The 17827-nt window shown below is 35.5% G+C and carries 19 protein-coding genes; 8 read left to right on the top strand and 11 right to left on the bottom strand.

Annotated features, from left to right (window positions below):
* Positions 1-31 precede the first annotated feature (31 nt).
* Positions 32-496, top strand: a complete 465-nt coding sequence (locus IWX80_RS05895) for a GNAT family N-acetyltransferase (RefSeq protein ID WP_196852553.1) — start codon at positions 32-34, stop codon at positions 494-496.
* Here the strand turns inward: IWX80_RS05895 and IWX80_RS05900 are convergent.
* The 4 genes from IWX80_RS05900 to rnpA are packed head-to-tail and all read right to left on the bottom strand — an operon-like array spanning position 479 to position 4186.
* Positions 479-1285, bottom strand: a complete 807-nt coding sequence (locus IWX80_RS05900; protein WP_196852554.1) for an OmpA family protein — start codon at positions 1283-1285, stop codon at positions 479-481. The genes IWX80_RS05895 and IWX80_RS05900 overlap by 18 nt on opposite strands.
* Positions 1285-2922 carry a S41 family peptidase gene (locus IWX80_RS05905; RefSeq protein ID WP_196852555.1) on the bottom strand — a complete coding sequence of 546 codons (1638 nt, stop codon included), beginning with the start codon at positions 2920-2922 and terminating at the stop codon, positions 1285-1287. The genes IWX80_RS05900 and IWX80_RS05905 overlap by 1 nt, the downstream gene beginning before the upstream one ends.
* 4 nt (positions 2923-2926) lie before the next feature.
* On the bottom strand, positions 2927-3763 hold the full coding sequence (locus IWX80_RS05910) for a DUF4349 domain-containing protein (protein ID WP_196852556.1): 837 nt from the start codon (positions 3761-3763) through the stop codon (positions 2927-2929).
* Positions 3764-3805: 42 nt separating this feature from the next.
* A complete protein-coding gene (gene rnpA, locus IWX80_RS05915) occupies positions 3806-4186 on the bottom strand; it encodes a ribonuclease P protein component (RefSeq protein WP_196852557.1) in 381 nt (126 codons plus the stop codon).
* 125 nt (positions 4187-4311) lie between these two features.
* On the opposite strand from rnpA, the gene IWX80_RS05920 reads away from it, so the two are divergent.
* The 3 genes from IWX80_RS05920 (at position 4312) to IWX80_RS05930 (ending at position 6790) form a co-directional block, all read left to right on the top strand.
* A complete protein-coding gene (locus IWX80_RS05920) occupies positions 4312-5046 on the top strand; it encodes a lysophospholipid acyltransferase family protein (RefSeq protein WP_196852558.1) in 735 nt (244 codons plus the stop codon).
* A gap of 10 nt (positions 5047-5056) precedes the next feature.
* The gene (locus IWX80_RS05925; protein ID WP_196852559.1) at positions 5057-6046 is read left to right on the top strand and encodes an acyl-ACP desaturase; all 990 of its coding nucleotides are present in this window, start codon (positions 5057-5059) and stop codon (positions 6044-6046) included.
* A gap of 90 nt (positions 6047-6136) precedes the next feature.
* Positions 6137-6790 (top strand): HD domain-containing protein, encoded by a 654-nt coding sequence (locus IWX80_RS05930; protein ID WP_196852560.1) that lies wholly within the window; start codon positions 6137-6139, stop codon positions 6788-6790.
* A gap of 94 nt (positions 6791-6884) precedes the next feature.
* Here IWX80_RS05930 and IWX80_RS05935 read toward each other — a convergent pair whose 3' ends face one another.
* From IWX80_RS05935 to IWX80_RS05965, 7 genes are all read right to left on the bottom strand, one after another.
* Positions 6885-7289: a hypothetical protein gene (locus IWX80_RS05935; protein ID WP_196852562.1), complete on the bottom strand. Its 405-nt coding sequence runs from the start codon at positions 7287-7289 to the stop codon at positions 6885-6887.
* A 149-nt stretch (positions 7290-7438) separates the two neighbouring features.
* Positions 7439-8221 carry an enoyl-CoA hydratase/isomerase family protein gene (locus IWX80_RS05940; RefSeq protein ID WP_196852564.1) on the bottom strand — a complete coding sequence of 261 codons (783 nt, stop codon included), beginning with the start codon at positions 8219-8221 and terminating at the stop codon, positions 7439-7441.
* A 10-nt stretch (positions 8222-8231) separates the two neighbouring features.
* On the bottom strand, positions 8232-9704 hold the full coding sequence (locus tag IWX80_RS05945; RefSeq protein ID WP_442899831.1) for a sensor histidine kinase: 1473 nt from the start codon (positions 9702-9704) through the stop codon (positions 8232-8234).
* Positions 9705-9706: 2 nt separating this feature from the next.
* Positions 9707-10261, bottom strand: coding sequence for a CopD family protein (locus IWX80_RS05950; RefSeq protein ID WP_121364010.1), 555 nt, complete (start codon positions 10259-10261; stop codon positions 9707-9709).
* A complete protein-coding gene (locus tag IWX80_RS05955; RefSeq protein ID WP_196852565.1) occupies positions 10248-11603 on the bottom strand; it encodes an MATE family efflux transporter in 1356 nt (451 codons plus the stop codon). Before IWX80_RS05955 ends, IWX80_RS05950 begins: the two co-directional genes overlap by 14 nt.
* The gene (gene hemH / locus IWX80_RS05960; protein WP_196852566.1) at positions 11604-12659 is read right to left on the bottom strand and encodes a ferrochelatase; all 1056 of its coding nucleotides are present in this window, start codon (positions 12657-12659) and stop codon (positions 11604-11606) included. It abuts the gene before it with no gap.
* A 99-nt stretch (positions 12660-12758) separates the two neighbouring features.
* Positions 12759-13634: a helix-turn-helix domain-containing protein gene (locus tag IWX80_RS05965; protein WP_196852568.1), complete on the bottom strand. Its 876-nt coding sequence runs from the start codon at positions 13632-13634 to the stop codon at positions 12759-12761.
* Between the two features lie 228 nt (positions 13635-13862).
* Between IWX80_RS05965 and hemA the strand changes: the two genes are divergently transcribed.
* Genes hemA through hemE form a run of 4 tightly spaced genes read left to right on the top strand, consistent with a single transcriptional unit; the run spans position 13863 to position 17767 of the window.
* On the top strand, positions 13863-15119 hold the full coding sequence (hemA, locus tag IWX80_RS05970) for a glutamyl-tRNA reductase (protein WP_196852570.1): 1257 nt from the start codon (positions 13863-13865) through the stop codon (positions 15117-15119).
* On the top strand, positions 15119-16036 hold the full coding sequence (gene hemC, locus IWX80_RS05975) for a hydroxymethylbilane synthase (protein WP_442899832.1): 918 nt from the start codon (positions 15119-15121) through the stop codon (positions 16034-16036). The genes hemA and hemC overlap by 1 nt, the downstream gene beginning before the upstream one ends.
* Entirely contained in the window at positions 16036-16719 is a 684-nt protein-coding gene (locus IWX80_RS05980; protein ID WP_196852571.1) for a uroporphyrinogen-III synthase, read from the top strand. The genes hemC and IWX80_RS05980 overlap by 1 nt, the downstream gene beginning before the upstream one ends.
* Positions 16720-16741: 22 nt before the next feature.
* Entirely contained in the window at positions 16742-17767 is a 1026-nt protein-coding gene (gene hemE / locus IWX80_RS05985; protein ID WP_196852573.1) for a uroporphyrinogen decarboxylase, read from the top strand.
* Positions 17768-17827: the final 60 nt, after the last annotated feature.

Raw genomic sequence — 17827 nt, forward strand, 5'->3', positions numbered from 1 at the left:
TTATTTGCATTCTATAAAACTTATACAAGGCATGGCAATACAATGGAAAATAAAGGCGTTTGACGCTCTTTCTGTTCACGAATTATACGATTTACTGCGATTGAGAAGTGAGATTTTTGTGGTCGAACAAAACTGTGTTTATCTCGATCTTGACGGAAAAGACAAAGTGGCTTTGCATCTTATTGGAGAATTTGAAGGTAAAATTGTCGCACATTCCAGACTTTTCAAACCGGGAATTAGTTTTGATAATGCCTCAATTGGCCGAGTAACTGTTGATGCAAATTACCGCGACAGAAAATGGGGGCATGACTTGATGCGAGAATCAATTGAAGGAATTTCGAAACATTTTGGCGAAAGCAAAATCACTATTGGAGCACAATTATACTTGAAAAAATTCTATGAAAGTCATGGATTTGTACAAACCAGTGAAATGTATCTGGAAGACGATATTCCGCATATTGAGATGAAAAGAGGCGAATCAGATTTTAAGAATTAGAAACTCAACTCTGCGGTCCAGTGCTTCTCCTTGGCCTAGGGGGAACTTGTTGCCGCTTCCTACATAATGCATTCTAAGGCTGTTTATTCCTTTATTCATCAAGTAATGGTAGACATTTTTGGCGCGATTCAAAGAAAGTTTTCGTTCCCGTGTTTCCTTATCTATGGCGTCCTGAAAATAACTTGGAGTGCAACAAACGTGGCCTCTGATTTCGAATTCCAACGTTTTTTGCTGTTGCAAAAGAAGTACAATTTTATCTAATTCTTTCTTGGATTGCTCTGTCAACGCACTGCTGCCAAGAGGAAAAAGGATGTTTTCCAGATAAATACGGTCTCCCACTTTATGCTTATCCTGAAACGAATTGTAAATGCCGTTTCCAAAACTGTTTTTCTTAACAATAAATAAATCAACACGCCTGTTTTTAGATCGGGTTTCGGACAGGTTTTCCACCATATCTTTTTGTACAATTACACGCCCTTTGCCTTCAATAATGACAATCTTGTTTTTGTTGAAACCATTTTGAGTAAGAATGTTTTGAACTGTAATCACCCTGTTTTTTGATAATTCAAAATTATAATCGTTGGCACCACGATCGTCGCAATATCCATAAATTTGAATGGATTCTACTTTTGTGGTATCCAAATTTTTCATGAAATCGACTATCGTTTGTATTTGATCGTTGTCAAGTGTGAATTTGTCAAATTCAAAATATACCGTTTCTACAGGTTTTCCCTGAGCTGATAAAAAGCTGGAAAAAAGAAGCAGTAGTATTGAAAACGATTTTTTCATTATATTTTTAGAATGGACTTGTACTCTGTATTATTATTCAAAATAGTGATGGCTCTCTTGATTTCCGAGTTGTTTTTGGTGTAATATTGATACAATCCTTCCTGATATTGGTAGCGTTTTATGATTTCATCGACCATCAGGTTTTTGATTTCCTTTTGGTTTTTGTCCAATAAAGCATTTTCACTTTTCTGCAGTGCGGCTAGCAATTGTTGGTATTCGGCCTGGATAGATTCTTCTAGTTTTTCTTTTTTGGCTATAGCCAAAGTGTTTTTCAATGCCAATTCCGTTTCCGTGTCAAAAGAGAATTTCTGCACTTTCAAGAACTGTTTAAAATCGGAATAATCCGTATCAGAAATAACAGGAATCTGATTTCCTAAATTCGGATTTTTGTAATAATAAATAGTGGCATAGTTGAAAATCCCGTCGTTGCGTAGCAAAGCATTTGTAATTGGACTTGATTTTGTTTCCTCCAGTTCCACATCCGGCTGAATTCCTCCGCCATCATAAACGGTTCTTCCTTTTCTGGTTTTAAAAGCATTGAAGTTTTTCTCTTCTGTTTTTATAGCCATTCCATTTTTGTCTTTTCGAGAATAATCCAAAGCTTGAATGCATCTTCCGGATGGCGTGTAATAACGGGAAATAGTTACTTTTAGCTGCGTTCCAAAAGTCAAATCTACCGGTCTTTGTACCAGTCCTTTTCCAAAACTGCGACTTCCTACCACCACAGCGCGATCTAAATCCTGAAGTGCGCCAGCGACAATTTCTGATGCCGATGCACTTCGGCCGTTTACAAGAATAATCAAAGGAATTTCAGTATCTACAGGGTCTTTTGTCGTTTTGTAGGTGCTGTTGTGTTTCTCTATTTTTGATTTTGTAGTAACGATAATCTCATTTTTCGGAACAAATAAATTACAAATATTCACGGCTTCATTCAAGAGTCCGCCCGGATTATCTCGTACATCCAGAATAATGCGTTCCGCACCTTCTTTTTTGAGTTGTTCCAAAGCTTCTTTGGTTTCCAAGGATGCTTTTTTATTAAAATGAGACAATACGATATAACCCGTTTTGTCGTCTATTTTTGCGAAAAAGGGAACCGATTTGATTTCGACTTCGTCCAGAATAATCTGTGTAGTGTTCACTTTTCCCTGACGGATGTATTTAATGTCAATCTTTGTGTTTTTAGTGCCTTTGAAAAGCTGAGAAGCTTCATCTTTGAAATCAGATAAAAGTACATCGCCCACCTGAATAATTTCATCTCCGGCCTTTAAACCCGCTTTGTCGGCAGGAAAATCTTTATAAGGTTCCTTGACAATTAATTTGTCTTCTTTTCGAGTCAATAAAGCGCCTATTCCGGTATATTCCCCGGTGTTATTTATCTTGAATCGCACCACATCCTGCTCGTTGAAATAAACGGTATAGGGATCTAAATTAGCCAGCATTCCCTTGATGGCCTTGTCCATTAGTTCCCCAGGATTGGTTTCATCAACATAATTGCGGTTCAATTCCTTGAAAAGTGTAGTGAATATCTCGATTTGCTTGGCGATTTCGAAAAAATCATCTTTGAAACTGGTTCCAACAAATAGAAATGCCGAAGCGACAACGGGAATTATGAATTTTTTTTTGAAGAAAGAATACATTGTTTTATATTTTTTTTGACTTAAATCTTTTTCTAATAAAGTAACCTGCAGCAAACAGAATTATGATAAACGGCCAAATGCTGAGTAGATTTATAAATAAACTCGAAAGGCTATTGAATCCTGATTTGATTGCAGTCCAAATTTTCATTCCGTATGAGGTAGTTACACCACTTTCTTCAGCGATAGATTTGTAGAATTCTATAGTAATGGTGCTGAACGAAACACGGTTTTGCATGTAATTCAACTGACCTTCTTTTGCTTCGATTTCTTCTCGAATAGCTGAAAGCTGTTTTTCGATTTCCAGCATTTCTGTTACCTTATTTGCTTTTTTTAAAAGTTCGAGATAACGATTTTCAAGGACTTTTTTAGCTTTTAATCGCGCATCAATATCAATGTATTCTGCAGTTACATCCTGAGATGATATTTCTTTATTGTCAAAATAAGCAACTCCTTTTGAAATGTCTTTTAAAAATGAATCGAAATTTTTGCTTGGAACACGAATGATTAATCTTCTAAAAATAGATTCGTAATTCTTGCCCTCTGTATCATTTTGGATGATTGCATTATGACTCTTTACCGCATTTTGTATTTGAGTATAGGTAGACTGTAAATCATTGGTTTCAAAACGAAGATCGCCTTGTTTGATGATTTTTTGTTCAATGTTTTGTTGAGTTTCCTTTGTCGATGAATTTAGTTCTCCTTTGTCATAAAGTGCATTGCCGGCTGAAACTTCTTTTGAAGGAAGTTTGATAGCTGATACTTTCATGTCTAAATCAGCCTCGGCCTTTTTACAACCGGAAAAAGAAACTAATAATAGAAAAAACAAGGCTATTGACTTCATAAACATTAAATTTTAATGCTAAAAATACAAAAAATAGAATTGCTACTCTTCTTTTTTTATTTGGAGTAAAAACTTCTCGAACAACTGAATGGTTTTAGTATTAATTTCCTCGTATGTCAAGCGGTCTTTAGTTTGGTAAAAAAACATAAAGGAATACGGTTGGTCCAGATTGTCAATCAAAAGGTGTTTGTTCAGGCGATAGGTTTCGCGCAGTACCCGTTTGAAATAATTGCGGTCTACGGCTTTCTTAAAATTCTTTTTGGAAACAGAAACTCCCATTTTTATTTTTTCACTTTCGTTCAAAGAACCGGCTTTATAAACCAATCGCAACGGATATTTAGATACTGATTTCCCTTCGGTAAACAATAATCCAATGGTGATTTTACTTTTTAGCTTTTCGTTTTTTGGGTAAGTGAAGTTCATTTTAATAGAAAAAATTCTTAGATTTTGACTGGCAAAGTTACGATTAAACGTTGAGCCTGTATATTGTTTCGGATTTAAATACCGCTAAAAATATATTTCTTACTTTTACGGCAAATTTTTAAAGCATGCAAAAACTGATTTCGTATCCCATTTCCGTAATTTATTATTTATGTTTCGGTCTTACTTTGGTTGTTTTTCACCCGATACAATGGGTTTGCTTCCATGTTTTTGGCTATCAAGCCCATAAAATAAGTGTCGATTATTTGAATTTTTTCTTGTTGAGATGCACGAATCTTTTGGGGACAACATATAAATTTGAAAACAGAGAAAGCATTCCAAAAAATGTTCCTTTAATTTTTGTGTCCAATCATCAAAGTATGTACGATATTATTGCGATGATTTGGTTTTTCCGCCGTTTTCATTGTAAATTTGTAAGTAAAATAGAATTAGGAAAAGGAATTCCAAGTGTGTCTTTTAATTTACGTCACGGAGGTTCTGTTCTTATTGATCGAAAAGATCCCAAACAAGCCATTCCGGCCATCAAAGGTTTAGGAGAATATATTGAAAAACACAATCGTTCGGCAGTTATTTTTCCGGAAGGAACACGAAGCAAGACGGGAAAACCAAAAGAGTTCTCGCAAACTGGTCTTAAAATTTTATGCAAGAACGCACCTTCTGCATATGTGGTTCCAGTAAGTATAAACAACTCTTGGAAAATAGTTAAATACGGTTTTTTCCCATTAGGTTTAGGAAATCGCCTTACCTTTGTAGTACATAAACCGTTAGCGGTTAAGGATTATGATTTTGCTGATTTAATGGAGAAAACAGAAACAGCAGTAGTTCAAGGAATAAAAATTTAATTTATATATAATGTCAATAAAAAACATTCGATTAGAAGTAATGCAGTTTTTGGAAAAAAACGTAGACAGCTTTGTCGATCAGTATCTAATTCCAGTGGAGAAAATATGGCAACCAACTGATTTTTTGCCTAATTCCCAAAGCGATACTTTTTTTGATGAGGTCAAAGAATTACGTGAAATTGCAAAAGAATTACCGTATGATTTCTGGGTAACGTTAGTAGGTGATACCATCACTGAGGAAGCTTTACCAACTTACGAATCCTGGTTAATGGACGTAGAAGGAATTGATAATGTAGAAAGAAACGGTTGGTCTAAATGGATCAGACAATGGACTGGTGAGGAAAATCGTCACGGTGATTTACTGAACAAATATTTGTATTTATCTGGTCGTGTAAACATGCGCGAAGTTGAAATGACAACGCAACACTTGATTAACGACGGTTTTGATATTGGAACGGGAAGAGATCCATACAAAAACTTTGTGTACACTAGTTTCCAAGAATTAGCAACATACGTTTCTCATAATAGAGTAGCGCAAATGGCTAAGAAATATGGTGATAACAAGTTGTCTAAAATGTGCAAAATGATTGCTGGTGACGAGATGCGTCATCATCATGCGTATAGCGAATTTGTAAATCGTATTTTTCAAGTTGATCCAAGTGAAATGATGCTTGCTTTCCAATATATGATGAAAGCAAAAATCGTTATGCCGGCTCATTTCTTGAGAGAATCCGGTGAAAAAATAAGTACTGCTTTCGAACAGTTTTCTGATTCAGCACAACGAATTGGGGTTTATACCGCGGCGGATTATGTGGACATTATGCAGAAATTAATTGACAAATGGGAAATTGACAAGATTTCCGGCTTGACTGATGAAGCAGAAAAAGCTCGTGATTACTTGATGAAACTACCGGGTAGAATGGCGAAAATATCGGAGAGATTAGTCATTCCACAAGAATCACATATCTTCAAATGGGTTGAGCCAGCTTTAGTACGATAGATTTTTGAGTTCTAAATAAAGAATAAAAATGTTGGATTTTGAAGTTGGAAAACTTTGAAATTCAACATTTTTTTTAAAATATAATAAACAATGATAAACCCTGATTTAATAGACAAAACGATTCTTTTTGTAAAAGAAAAATTAGAAAATGCCGAAGGCGGACACGACTGGTTCCATATCGAAAGAGTTTTTAAAAATGCTCTTCTGATTTCAAAAAATGAAGTTTGTAACCCTGTTATAGTTCAACTAGGTGCTTTGCTTCATGATATTGCCGACAGTAAGTTTCACGATGGTGATGAAACCGTTGGTCCAAGAATAGCTCGAGAATTTTTAGAATCAGAAAAGGTTGATGAGGAGATTATCACGCATGTGGTGAATATTATTGAAAACATCTCATACAAAGGCGGTAATTTCGAAAAGAAATTCTCATCCATAGAATTAGATGTGGTTCAGGATGCAGACCGTTTAGATGCGATTGGCGCCATTGGAATTGCCAGAACGTTCAATTATGGCGGATTTAAAAATAGAGCGCTTTACGACCCTAATATCGCCCCAAATTCCAGTATGACAAAGGAAGAATACAAAAAGAACGATTCTCCAACGCTCAATCATTTTTACGAAAAGTTATTGCTCTTAAAAGATAAGATGAATACCCAAACAGGAAAGCAAATTGCACAAGTAAGACACCGTTACATGGAAGGATTTTTGGCGCAGTTTTATGCGGAATGGGAAGGGGAGAAATAGGATTTTTGATTACGGATTAACGATTTTAAATTTCAGATGTTTTTTCGATTGCTGATTTTTTAAATCAAAAATCAAAAATCAGCAATCAAAAATCTTAAATCGAAATTCCTTTTTCTTTCATTTCCAAAATCACATCCGAAGCGTTTTTAAAAGTTGGCGCTTGCTCGATAATGGTTCCCACTCTTTTTTTATTGAGTTTAAAGGTGATGTCATTTTCTGTAGTAAAAAGTAAAGCTGTCAAAAATGGGTTATTCATATACGGCGCCAATATAATAAAAGCCTCGTCAAGTGTATGGAAACTTTCTATTTCTTCGGTTTTGTAACGCGCAGTAACCGAAAGACTGAATACGTCATTCTCCAGTAAAACGGGACGCACATAGATATTTTTCAGTTCCGTATCACCAATAGTTTTGGCAAGTGTTAGTTTAGCGTAAGTGTGGTTTTCGATGCTTTCTTTTACCTTTTCCCAGAAAAGTTCAAATACAGGTTGGAAGGACATAAGTTTAATTTTAGATGGTGTGTTATATTCCGAAACGGGTCTGCAAAATTAAGTCTTGTAAACCAAACAATCCGTTTTTGAAGAAAGATTATTTTAAAGGATAATCACTTAAAAACTAAAAAGAGAACCAATGTGGCTCTCTTTTGTTATTATTTTCCAGTAAAAACTGCTTTTCTTTTCTCCAAGAAAGCGGTTGTCCCTTCTTTAAAATCTTCTGTTCCAAAGCATTTTCCAAAGGCTTTTATTTCAGTTTCATAGCCATTTTTTCCTTCTTTGAAATTAGCATTGACAGCTTTTATAGCTTTACCAATAGCATACGGAGAGTTCTTGATTATTTTATTGGCAACACTCACACAATAATCTAAAAGTTCTGCTTCTGGTACTACGTGATTTACCAATCCAGTTCTGTAAGCGTCTTGTGCCGTTACCATACCGGCGGTCATAATCATTTCCATCGCGCGTCCTTTTCCTATCAATTGTGGCAAACGTTGTGTGCCTCCGTAACCAGGAATTACTCCCAATGAAACTTCTGGCAATCCCATTTTTGCGTTTTCTGAAGCGACTCTAAAATGACACGCCATCGCTAATTCTAATCCGCCACCCAATGCAAAACCATTTACGGCTGCGATAACAGGAGTTTTTAAATTCTCTATAAAATCAAATAATTTCTCTTGTCCTTCTGCTGCTAATTGCGTTCCTTTTTCAATCGAGAAATGAGCAAATTCAGAGATGTCAGCTCCGGCTACAAACGCTTTTTCACCGCTTCCCGTTAAAATAATAACACGAATTTCAGCATTTTTTCCTAAGTTTTTAAACGCTTTGTTCAAATCAGAAATCGTCGCAACATTCAACGCATTTAGTTTTGTAGGACGATTGATGGTAATCGTTGCAATGTTATTTTCAGTTGCAATTAATATATTTTCGTAATTCATAGTTGTAATTTTAAGAGTTAATTATTGGAAGCGAAACGGTAAAAGTAGTTCCTTTTCCAAATTCAGTTTCAAAGGTAATCGTTCCTTTATAATTTTCGATTATGTTTTTTATAATTCCAAGACCAAGACCCATTCCACTACTTTTGGTGGTGAATTTTGGTTCAAATATGCGGCTGATATCTTCAGGCTGAATTCCAATTCCGTTATCGGTAACGGCAATTAATACATTGTTTGCTTCCTTTTTGATGCGAACAATTACTGATTTAATCTCTTGTTGTTCCGGTATCGATTGAATAGCATTCTTTGCTAAATTGGTGATAATTCGTATGAGTTGTGTTCTGTCAATTTTCGAAATGATCTCAGGAGAATCACTTTGGAATTCAATGTATTCTTCGTTGAAAATATCCATCGCAAGTTCAACTACTTCTACCACATTCAAAGTTTCATTTTGTTGCGCCGGCATCGATGCAAAATTTGAAAAAGCAGAAGCCACCGCACTCATGGTGTCAATTTGTTGAATCAACGTTTCTGAGTAATCGTTCATTTTCTGTTTTACATTGGGGTCAGTCGGGTCAAATTTTCGCTGAAAACTCTGGACTGTTAAGCGCATTGGCGTAAGCGGATTCTTGATTTCATGGGCCACTTGTTTCGCCATTTCGCGCCAAGCTTCCTCACGTTCGCTTTGCGCTAATTTAATGGCACTTTTCTCGAGTTCATCTACCATTCCATTATAAGCTTTTATCAAAAGATTTATTTCTTTACTGCTGGCTTCTAAAACAATTTTCTCGTTTTTTTGGTTCAAACTCGTTTCACTTAACTTATCTGAAATGGTCTTTAATGATTTTGTGATGTAAGAGGACAAGAAGTAGGCAAGGGCAAAAGCTATCAGAAGCATGAAAGTGTACACTTGTCCAAGACGTATCAAGAAACTTTTGAGTTCGTTTTCATAATAGCCGTCATCTTCTACATAAGGCAGATTTAAGATTCCTAATGGTTTAAACTTGTCATCTTTAATTTGGCTGAAAGCAGAACGGTTCTTTTTGCCATCAATAGTTTTGATGTCTACGTATCTTTTTTCGATAGAGGAACGAACCAGCTTTAAAATATATTTAGGAATTGGCGGGGCTACTTTATCAACAGAAAAGGATTCCTTAGAGGATTTTAACAATTTTCCGTCTAAGCTGTAAATATTGATTTCGATGTTGTGAATGTGGGCTAATTCGTGAATTTTATCTTTAAAAATTAAATCCAGATTCGCAGAAGTCAACGGATAGGTGGTTGTTGAAAGGATAAAGTTAATGTGTTGTTTTACTGCATTTTCATTGCGCTCTAACCGCTCTTGATGATATTCCTTAGCTTCATTTTTAAATTGGATGATTGAAATGGAAGCTAGTATTACAGAAGCCATTAATATCAATACAATCATCGAAAGGAAAATCCTGATTCGTAAAGAAAGCATTGCTATTTTGAAACTTTTGAACATATTTATGATTGATTTCGTTCTCTAATTCTTTTGTAAAATTTAAAACCAAGCATTATCAAAATGGAAAATAAGAAAATCCCAATCACGCCATAAATCCAGTTAACGGCATTTTTTAAAACCACTAAAAAAACCACAGCAAACAGGATAATGGTTGCGCCTTCATTCCACAATCGCATAAAAGTTGTAGTGTATTTTACTTCGTCATTTTGCAATTGCTTGAATATTTGTTGGCATTTTGCATGGTATAAATACAACACAAATACAAAGCCAAGTTTTACGTGCATCCAAGGCATTTTTAACCACGCTTGTCCTAAGTCCGTGAAAAACAACATCCAAAAAGCGAAAATACTCGCTAAAACGGCTGACGGCCAAGTGATAATATACCACAAACGATAGGTCATTATTTTGTACTGTTTTTGCAGTATTTCCTTTTCTGGAGATGGTTTTTGAGCCGCTTCAATTTGGTAAACGAATAAGCGCACAATGTAAAACAATCCTGCAAACCATGTAATTACAAAGATGAGGTGTAAGGATTTTAGGTAATTATAGTATTCCATCGTTAGTTTGAATCAGTTTTGTGTTTATTTCTTTTTTTAGAAAATAGCCAGTTAAAATCGTTGATAAAATATCCGCAATTGGGAATGCAATCCACACTCCAAAAATACCTAAAAAATTTGGTAGAATCAGCACTAACGGAATCAGGAAAAATCCTTGTTTGCTTAGTGTCAAAAGCAAAGCTTTTTTTGCCTTTCCCGCTGCCTGAAAGTAAGCTGCGCCAATAAGTTGAACAGCAATAATCGGCGAAGCCGCAAAAACCCAGCGCAACGCTTCTGGAGTTTGGTCAATTACAAGTGGGTCAGTTGTGAAAACGGCAACTATAGGTTTGGCAAAAATTAGAATAACCACGAAAATCAGCGAGGCTAAAATGGCAGCGTATTTTATTGAAAGTTGTACACTTTCTTTCACTCTTGAATAATTTCCTGCGCCATAATTGAATCCGGCAATTGGCAGAAATCCTTGTGTAATTCCCAGAATTGGAAACAAGGCAAACATCAACATTCGGCTGATAATCCCATAAATAGCAACAGAATGTTCGCCACCATACGTGTATAGAGTGTGATTCAGGATTATGGCTAAAACACTCACGACTCCTTGTCTTGAAAAGGTCACAAAACTCAGTTCGGTTATTTCCTTTACAATGGGAATGTTGAATTTAAAATGTCTTGTTTTTAATTTCAGTTCACTTTTAAAAACAAAAAACCAAAGCACAAATAAGAAGCAGGTAAAATAAGATATGGCTGTAGCCAAAGCCGCTCCAAACATTCCTAAATCTAAGTATTTGATAAAAAGGATATCCAGTGCAATATTTACAAATGCAGGAATAATCATGGCGACCATTGCGAACTTGGCCTTGCCTTCTGCACGGATTACGTTGTTTCCCATCATGCAAAGTGCCAAAAACGGAACACTTATAATTATTGGTATAAAAAATTCTTTCGCGGGTTTCATTATGGCTCCTTTCGAACCAAAAAGCATCAGCATTTCGTCGCTGAAAAAAAGACCAAATAGCACGAAAACAGATGCCAGTAAAAAAGTCATCATGATTTGATTGCCAAAGGTATGCAATGCTTTTTCCTTGTGATTCGCTCCTAACGCTCGAGAAAGTACAGAACCTCCGCCCACACCAATCGCCATTCCCAAAGAAGAAATCAAAAAGGTGATGGGCAAAACTACGGTTACCGCCGCAATGGCCAAAGAACCAATCCATTGTCCAACAAAAATCGTGTCAATTAAAATATTAACCGACATGAATAAAATCCCAATAGAAGACGGAACTGCTTGTTTTATCAAGAGTTTTTTGATGTCTTGAGTTCCTAACTCATCGGCGGTAACAGCCATTTAAGCGTTTATTTTTTCAGAATCAACTTTAACAGTTGAAGAGGCGTTTGACCAATTCGTAATCCAATTGCTTACGGTTTTACACCAATCATCACTGTCGTTCAAACACGGAATTGCTAAAAATTCCTCACCACCATGAACTTTGAATTCATGATTAGCTTCCATCGCAATTTCTTCCAAAGTTTCCAAACAATCAGATACGAATGCAGGCGTTACAACTGCTAATTTTTTAATTCCTTTTTCAGGCATTTTGTTCACTTCGACGTCCGTGTAAGGAGTCAGCCATTTATCTCCCGCTAAGCGCGATTGAAAAGTCTGGCTGTATTTTCCTTCTGGGATCCCCAGTAATTTTACCACTTGTTTGGTCGTTTCGTAACATTGGTGACGGTAACAAAATTCATGTGCAGGCGAAGGGGTGTTGCAACAAGAACCGTCAATTTTACAATGGGATTTAGTAATATCCGTTTTGCGAATGTGACGCTCCGGAATTCCGTGGTAGGAGAATAATAAATGATCGTAATCATAACCTTCTAAATGTCCTTTGATAGAATCAGCCAGGTTTTGTAAATAATCAGGTTTATTATAAAAAGCAGGAACAATTGTAAATTTCATTTCTGGGAAATATTTTTTACGGTGTTCTTCAGCTAATTCTAATATTGTAGTCGTTGAAGCCATTGCATGTTGCGGATACAAAGGGAAAAGTAGCACTTCAGTCACGCCTTTATCATGCAATTCTTGTAAACCAGATAATAAAGATGGATTTCCGTAACGCATTGCTAAGGAAACAGGAATGTCAACAAGTTGTTTTACTTTAGCATGCATTCTTTTCGAAATCACGACAAGCGGAGAACCTTCGTCCCACCATATTTTTGCGTAAGCGGCAGCTGATTTTTTAGGTCTTGTTTGTAAAATTATTCCACGAACTAATAATGCTCGTAACAAAAACGGAACATCAATTACGTATTTATCCATTAAAAATTCATCTAAATATGGTTTTACATCTTTAGGAGTTGGACTTTCCGGAGAACCTAAATTAACTAATAATACACCTTTCATGTTGTCTTTTTTTGTTGGTACAAAAGTAATTAAACTTACTTTTTTATAAATTCCGATTAACTATTTTTTATTTATTGTTTAATATAAGAAATCAATTGTTTACGGCATGTTTGGGTTGATTGACATCAAATATTTCTTTGGTGTGGTTGCAAATTTCTTTTTGAATGCTGCTATGAAATGACTTCCAGTGCTGTACCCAATTTTCAATCCTACTTCATTTACATTGTAAGAACCGCTGTCTAGTAATTTTCGGGCAAAATCCATTTTGTAGTCAAATAGAAATCCATAAACCGTATCGCCATAAATTTGTTTGAAACCCATTTTTAGTTTCTTTAAATTCAAACCTATTTCATCTGCTAATTCTTGTAATCCGGGCGGTTCGGCCATGTTTGCAATGATGATTTCTTTGGCTTTTTTGATTTTTATTACATTATCCTCGTCTATTAAAAATGGACATTGTTCTGCGTTTGGATCTTCGGTTCTATTGAAATATAGGCTCAATAATTCATATCCTTTTCCTTTGTAATACAGGTTTTTTATCGAAGGATGCAAGCTGTAATGAAACAATTGCGACAAAACAATTGCCATTGAAGGACTAATATTTCCTTCGTTGTAATATTTTTTGTCCTTGTTATCGGCACTTAAAAAAGTAATATAATCAGCTTCTGTCGAAAATAAGGCGTGAAATTTTTTGATGGAAATAATTACGGAAATTACCCAAGAGTTTGGCGCTAATTCTAAATTCAAAGGCAATTCCTTTTGTGGATTGTACAAAAGCAGTGACTTTTCTTCTTTCAGTTCCAAAGCGTAATTCCCTTGATTAAATATAAATTTGGCACTTCCTTTTAATCCAAAATGAAATTGAATCAGACCGCTGCTGACTTCGCGTTGGGCATTGAAAGCGTCAATACCGTCATTTTGAAACCGGATAAGCGTAAAATCATCTTCTATTTTTATAATTTCCTGAGAACCCATAGCGATATTTTTTTAATATGAAAATCATACTTTCGAAACCTTTTTATTTAGAACAACTCTAAATAGAGTACTTCAAACGACTTGATTTCACTACAAAAATAGAGTTTTTTACAATTAAATAAGCAATTGGAATTAAAAAATCATTAAGCGATACAAAAAGAACTTCTAGCGTTACTTTTATAGATACTATAGTGATAATTTTGTTCCACTTTCTTGAAAAGTGCAAATATGGAAAACAACAACACATCAAAGCATCAGTATTTTTACTCCGTAGGGTTGAGTTATAAAAAAGCAGATGCGGAGATTAGAGGTAAGTTTAGCTTGGATGCCACTGCAAAAACGCGTTTGCTGGAACAAGCTAAAACGGAAGGAATTGAGAGTTTGATAGTCACTTCAACCTGCAATCGTACAGAAATTTACGGTTTCGCGGAACATCCATTTCAATTAATCAAATTAATTTGTGAGAATAGTCAAGGCTCTGTTGAAGCATTTCAAAAGGTAGGTTTTGTCTATAAGAATCAAGAAGCCATCAGCCACATGTTTCGTGTAGGAACAGGATTAGATAGTCAGATTCTGGGTGATTTTGAAATTATCGCTCAAATAAAATCTAGTTTTTCACAGTCAAAATCGTTGGGTTTAGCCAATGCTTTTATGGAAAGATTGGTGAATGCCGTTATCCAAGCTAGTAAAAAAATAAAAACAGATACAGAAATTAGTTCTGGCGCTACTTCGGTTTCTTTTGCCGCAGTTCGCTATATAATCAACAATGTGCAAGACATTGGAAACAAAAACATTCTATTGTTTGGTACAGGGAAAATTGGTAGAAATACGTGTGAAAATTTAGTAAAACATACTAAAAACGAACATATTACCTTAATTAACAGAACCAAAGAAAAAGCAGAGAAATTAGCCGGCAAGTTAAATCTAATTGTAAAAGATTATTCTGAATTGCATTTGGAACTACAAAAAGCAGATGTTGTTGTGGTGGCTACCGGCGCACAAAATCCAACGATTGACAAAGCGATCCTGAATTTGAAAAAACCAATGTTGATTTTGGATTTATCAATTCCAAAGAATGTGCATGAAAATGTAGAGGAATTAGCTGATGTTACCTTAATTCACATGGATTATTTGTCACAACTAACAGACGAAACATTAGAAAATAGAAAAAAACATATTCCTGCAGCTGAAGCTATTATCGAAGAAATAAAAGAAGAATTTATTACTTGGACCAAAGGAAGAAAATTTGCTCCGACAATCAATGCTTTAAAAGCAAAATTGAATGCGATAAAAATATCTGAATTGGATTTCCAAAGCAGGAAAATTTCAAACTTCAATGAAGAGCAAGCGGAGATTATCAGCAACAGAATTATCCAAAAAATAACGACTCATTTTGCGAATCATTTGAAAGATGATGACACTATGGTAGATGAAAGTATTGAATGGATTGAGAAAGTTTTCAAAATAGGAGCGACTACAAAATAATGAGCAAAATTATACGCATAGGAACCCGCGATAGTGAACTCGCGCTTTGGCAGGCCCACACCGTCGAAAAAAAGCTAAACGATTTAGGTTATAAAACCGAAATTTTAGCGGTAAAATCACAAGGAGATATCATCCTTGACAAACCACTCTACGAATTAGGAATCACAGGAATTTTTACTAAAACGCTAGATATTGCCATGATAAATGGTGATGTTGATATTGCGGTGCATTCCATGAAAGATGTTCCTACGGCTTTGCCAATAGGAATTGTACAGGCGGCGGTTCTGGAAAGAGCGAATACATTGGATATTTTGGTACACAAAGGGAACCTTGATTTTCTTGATGGAGAAGGAACAATTGCCACAGGAAGTTTGCGTCGTCAGGCACAATGGTTAAATAAATATCCCAATCATAAAGTAGTTGATTTGCGTGGAAACGTGAATACGAGGATGCAGAAATTGCAGGAAAGCGATTGGAACGGAGCCGTTTTTGCGGCAGCAGGATTGGAGAGAATCAACTTGAAACCTTCTAATTATATCGATTTAGATTGGATGATTCCAGCGCCTGCTCAAGGTGCAATGGTAGTTGTTGCCATGGCAAATGATGAATTTTGTAGAGAAGCAGTTTCTGAATTGAATGATATTGATACCGAAGTTTGTACACATATTGAAAGGCAGTTTCTGAAAACACTCGAAGGCGGTTGTACGGCACCAATTGGCGCTTTGGCAGTTTTTGTTGAAGATGATATTTTGTTTAAAGGCGTTTTGTTTTCTATCGATGGGAAACAAAAAATCGAAATAGAAAAAACCGTTCCGATGCAAGAATGGAAGAAATTAGGCTTTTATTGTGCCAAAGAAATTTTAGAAAATGGCGGAGCAGAATTGATGACAGCAATTAAAATTAATTTGAAGAAATAATGAGCCAAACAAGCATTTTATCCACCAAAACATTGTCGGCAGAACAAAGGCAAGTATTTATTGATGCTAATTTTGATCTTTTGGAACAGGATTTCATCGAAATTAAAAACAATGTTTTTGACCTCAATACGATCAACAACAACTTAATTTTTAGCAGCCAAAATGCTGTTTTAAGTTTGATAGAACAAAGTGGTTGGGAAATTTTAAAGACCAAACCTGTTTTTTGTGTAGGTATTAAAACTAAGGAATTACTAGAGTCGCATGGCTTTACAGTTGATGTTTATTTGGATTACGCCTCTGAATTAGCCGAAATAATCACTTTGATTTACAATAAGGAAAGCTATACTTTTTTTAGTGGAAATTTGCGTAAAGAAACGTTGCCTGAAGCATTAAAAAGTGCAGGAATAACTTTTAACGAAATCGAAGTTTATCAAACAAAACTTGCGCCTTTTAAAATATCAGACCAAGAAAAGTTTGACGGAATTCTATTTTTTAGTCCATCTGCCGTTGAAAGTTATTTGATAAATAATAAAATCAAGAATGAAGTTTGTTTTTGCATAGGCACTACTACAGCATCAGCATTAGAATCAAAGAAAATTAAAAACATAGTAATAGCCGAAACACCAACTATCGAAGAGGTGATTGAGGAAGTTATTGAATATTATACAACGGAAAGCATCTAGCAATCTGCTAAAATTTAAATACATGATTAAGAACGACCTATTTTTAAGAGCACTAAAAGGAGAAACAGTACAACGTCCACCAGTTTGGATGATGCGTCAAGCCGGAAGATATTTGCCGGAATTCATCGCTTTGCGTGATAAATATGATTTTTTCACCCGTTGTCAAACTCCAGAATTAGCTGCCGAAATCACCGTACAACCAATAAGAAGAATTGCTCCGGATGCTGCCATTTTGTTTTCGGACATTTTGGTAATTCCACAAGCAATGGGAATTGAAGTGGAGATGAAACCTAATTTTGGTCCGTATTTACCAAATCCAATTCGTACAATTCAGGATGTGGAGAAAGTTATCGTTCCAGATGTTCATGAAACATTAGGTTACGTTTTTGACGCTATCAAATTGACCAAAGAAATGTTGAATGATGAGGTGCCATTAATTGGTTTCGCAGGTTCACCTTGGACAATTATGTGTTATGCAGTGGAAGGGAAAGGTTCTAAAAGTTTTGATATGGCCAAAGGATTTTGTTTCCAATATCCAGAAGCAGCCCATGTTTTATTACAGAAAATCACCGATACCACTATTTTATACTTAAAAGAAAAAGTAAAAGCGGGAGTTAATGCCGTTCAAATTTTTGACTCTTGGGGCGGAATGTTATCTCCAGTAGATTATCAGGAATTCTCTTGGAAATACATCAACCAAATTATTGAAGCTTTGGCAGATGATGCGCCGGTAATTGTTTTCGGAAAAGGATGTTGGTTTGCATTAAATGAAATGGGTAAAAGTAGAGCTTCTGCTTTAGGAGTAGATTGGACGTGTTCTCCAAGAAATGCAAGATACTTGTCTGGTGGAAATATCACATTACAAGGAAATTTTGATCCATCTAGATTATTATCTCCAATTCCGGTTATCAAGAAAATGGTTCACGAAATGATTGACGAATTCGGAAAAGACAAATACATCGTGAATTTAGGTCACGGAATTTTACCAAATATTCCTGTGGATCACGCAAAAGCGTTTATTGATGCAGTGAAAGAATACAATCAGTAGTCAGTCAGAGTCACAGTTTTTGGTTTCCATTTTTGTAGCTGAAAACCATTACTGAAAACT

Source organism: Flavobacterium sp. CAN_S2 (assembly GCF_015752255.1).
Taxonomy (GTDB): domain Bacteria; phylum Bacteroidota; class Bacteroidia; order Flavobacteriales; family Flavobacteriaceae; genus Flavobacterium.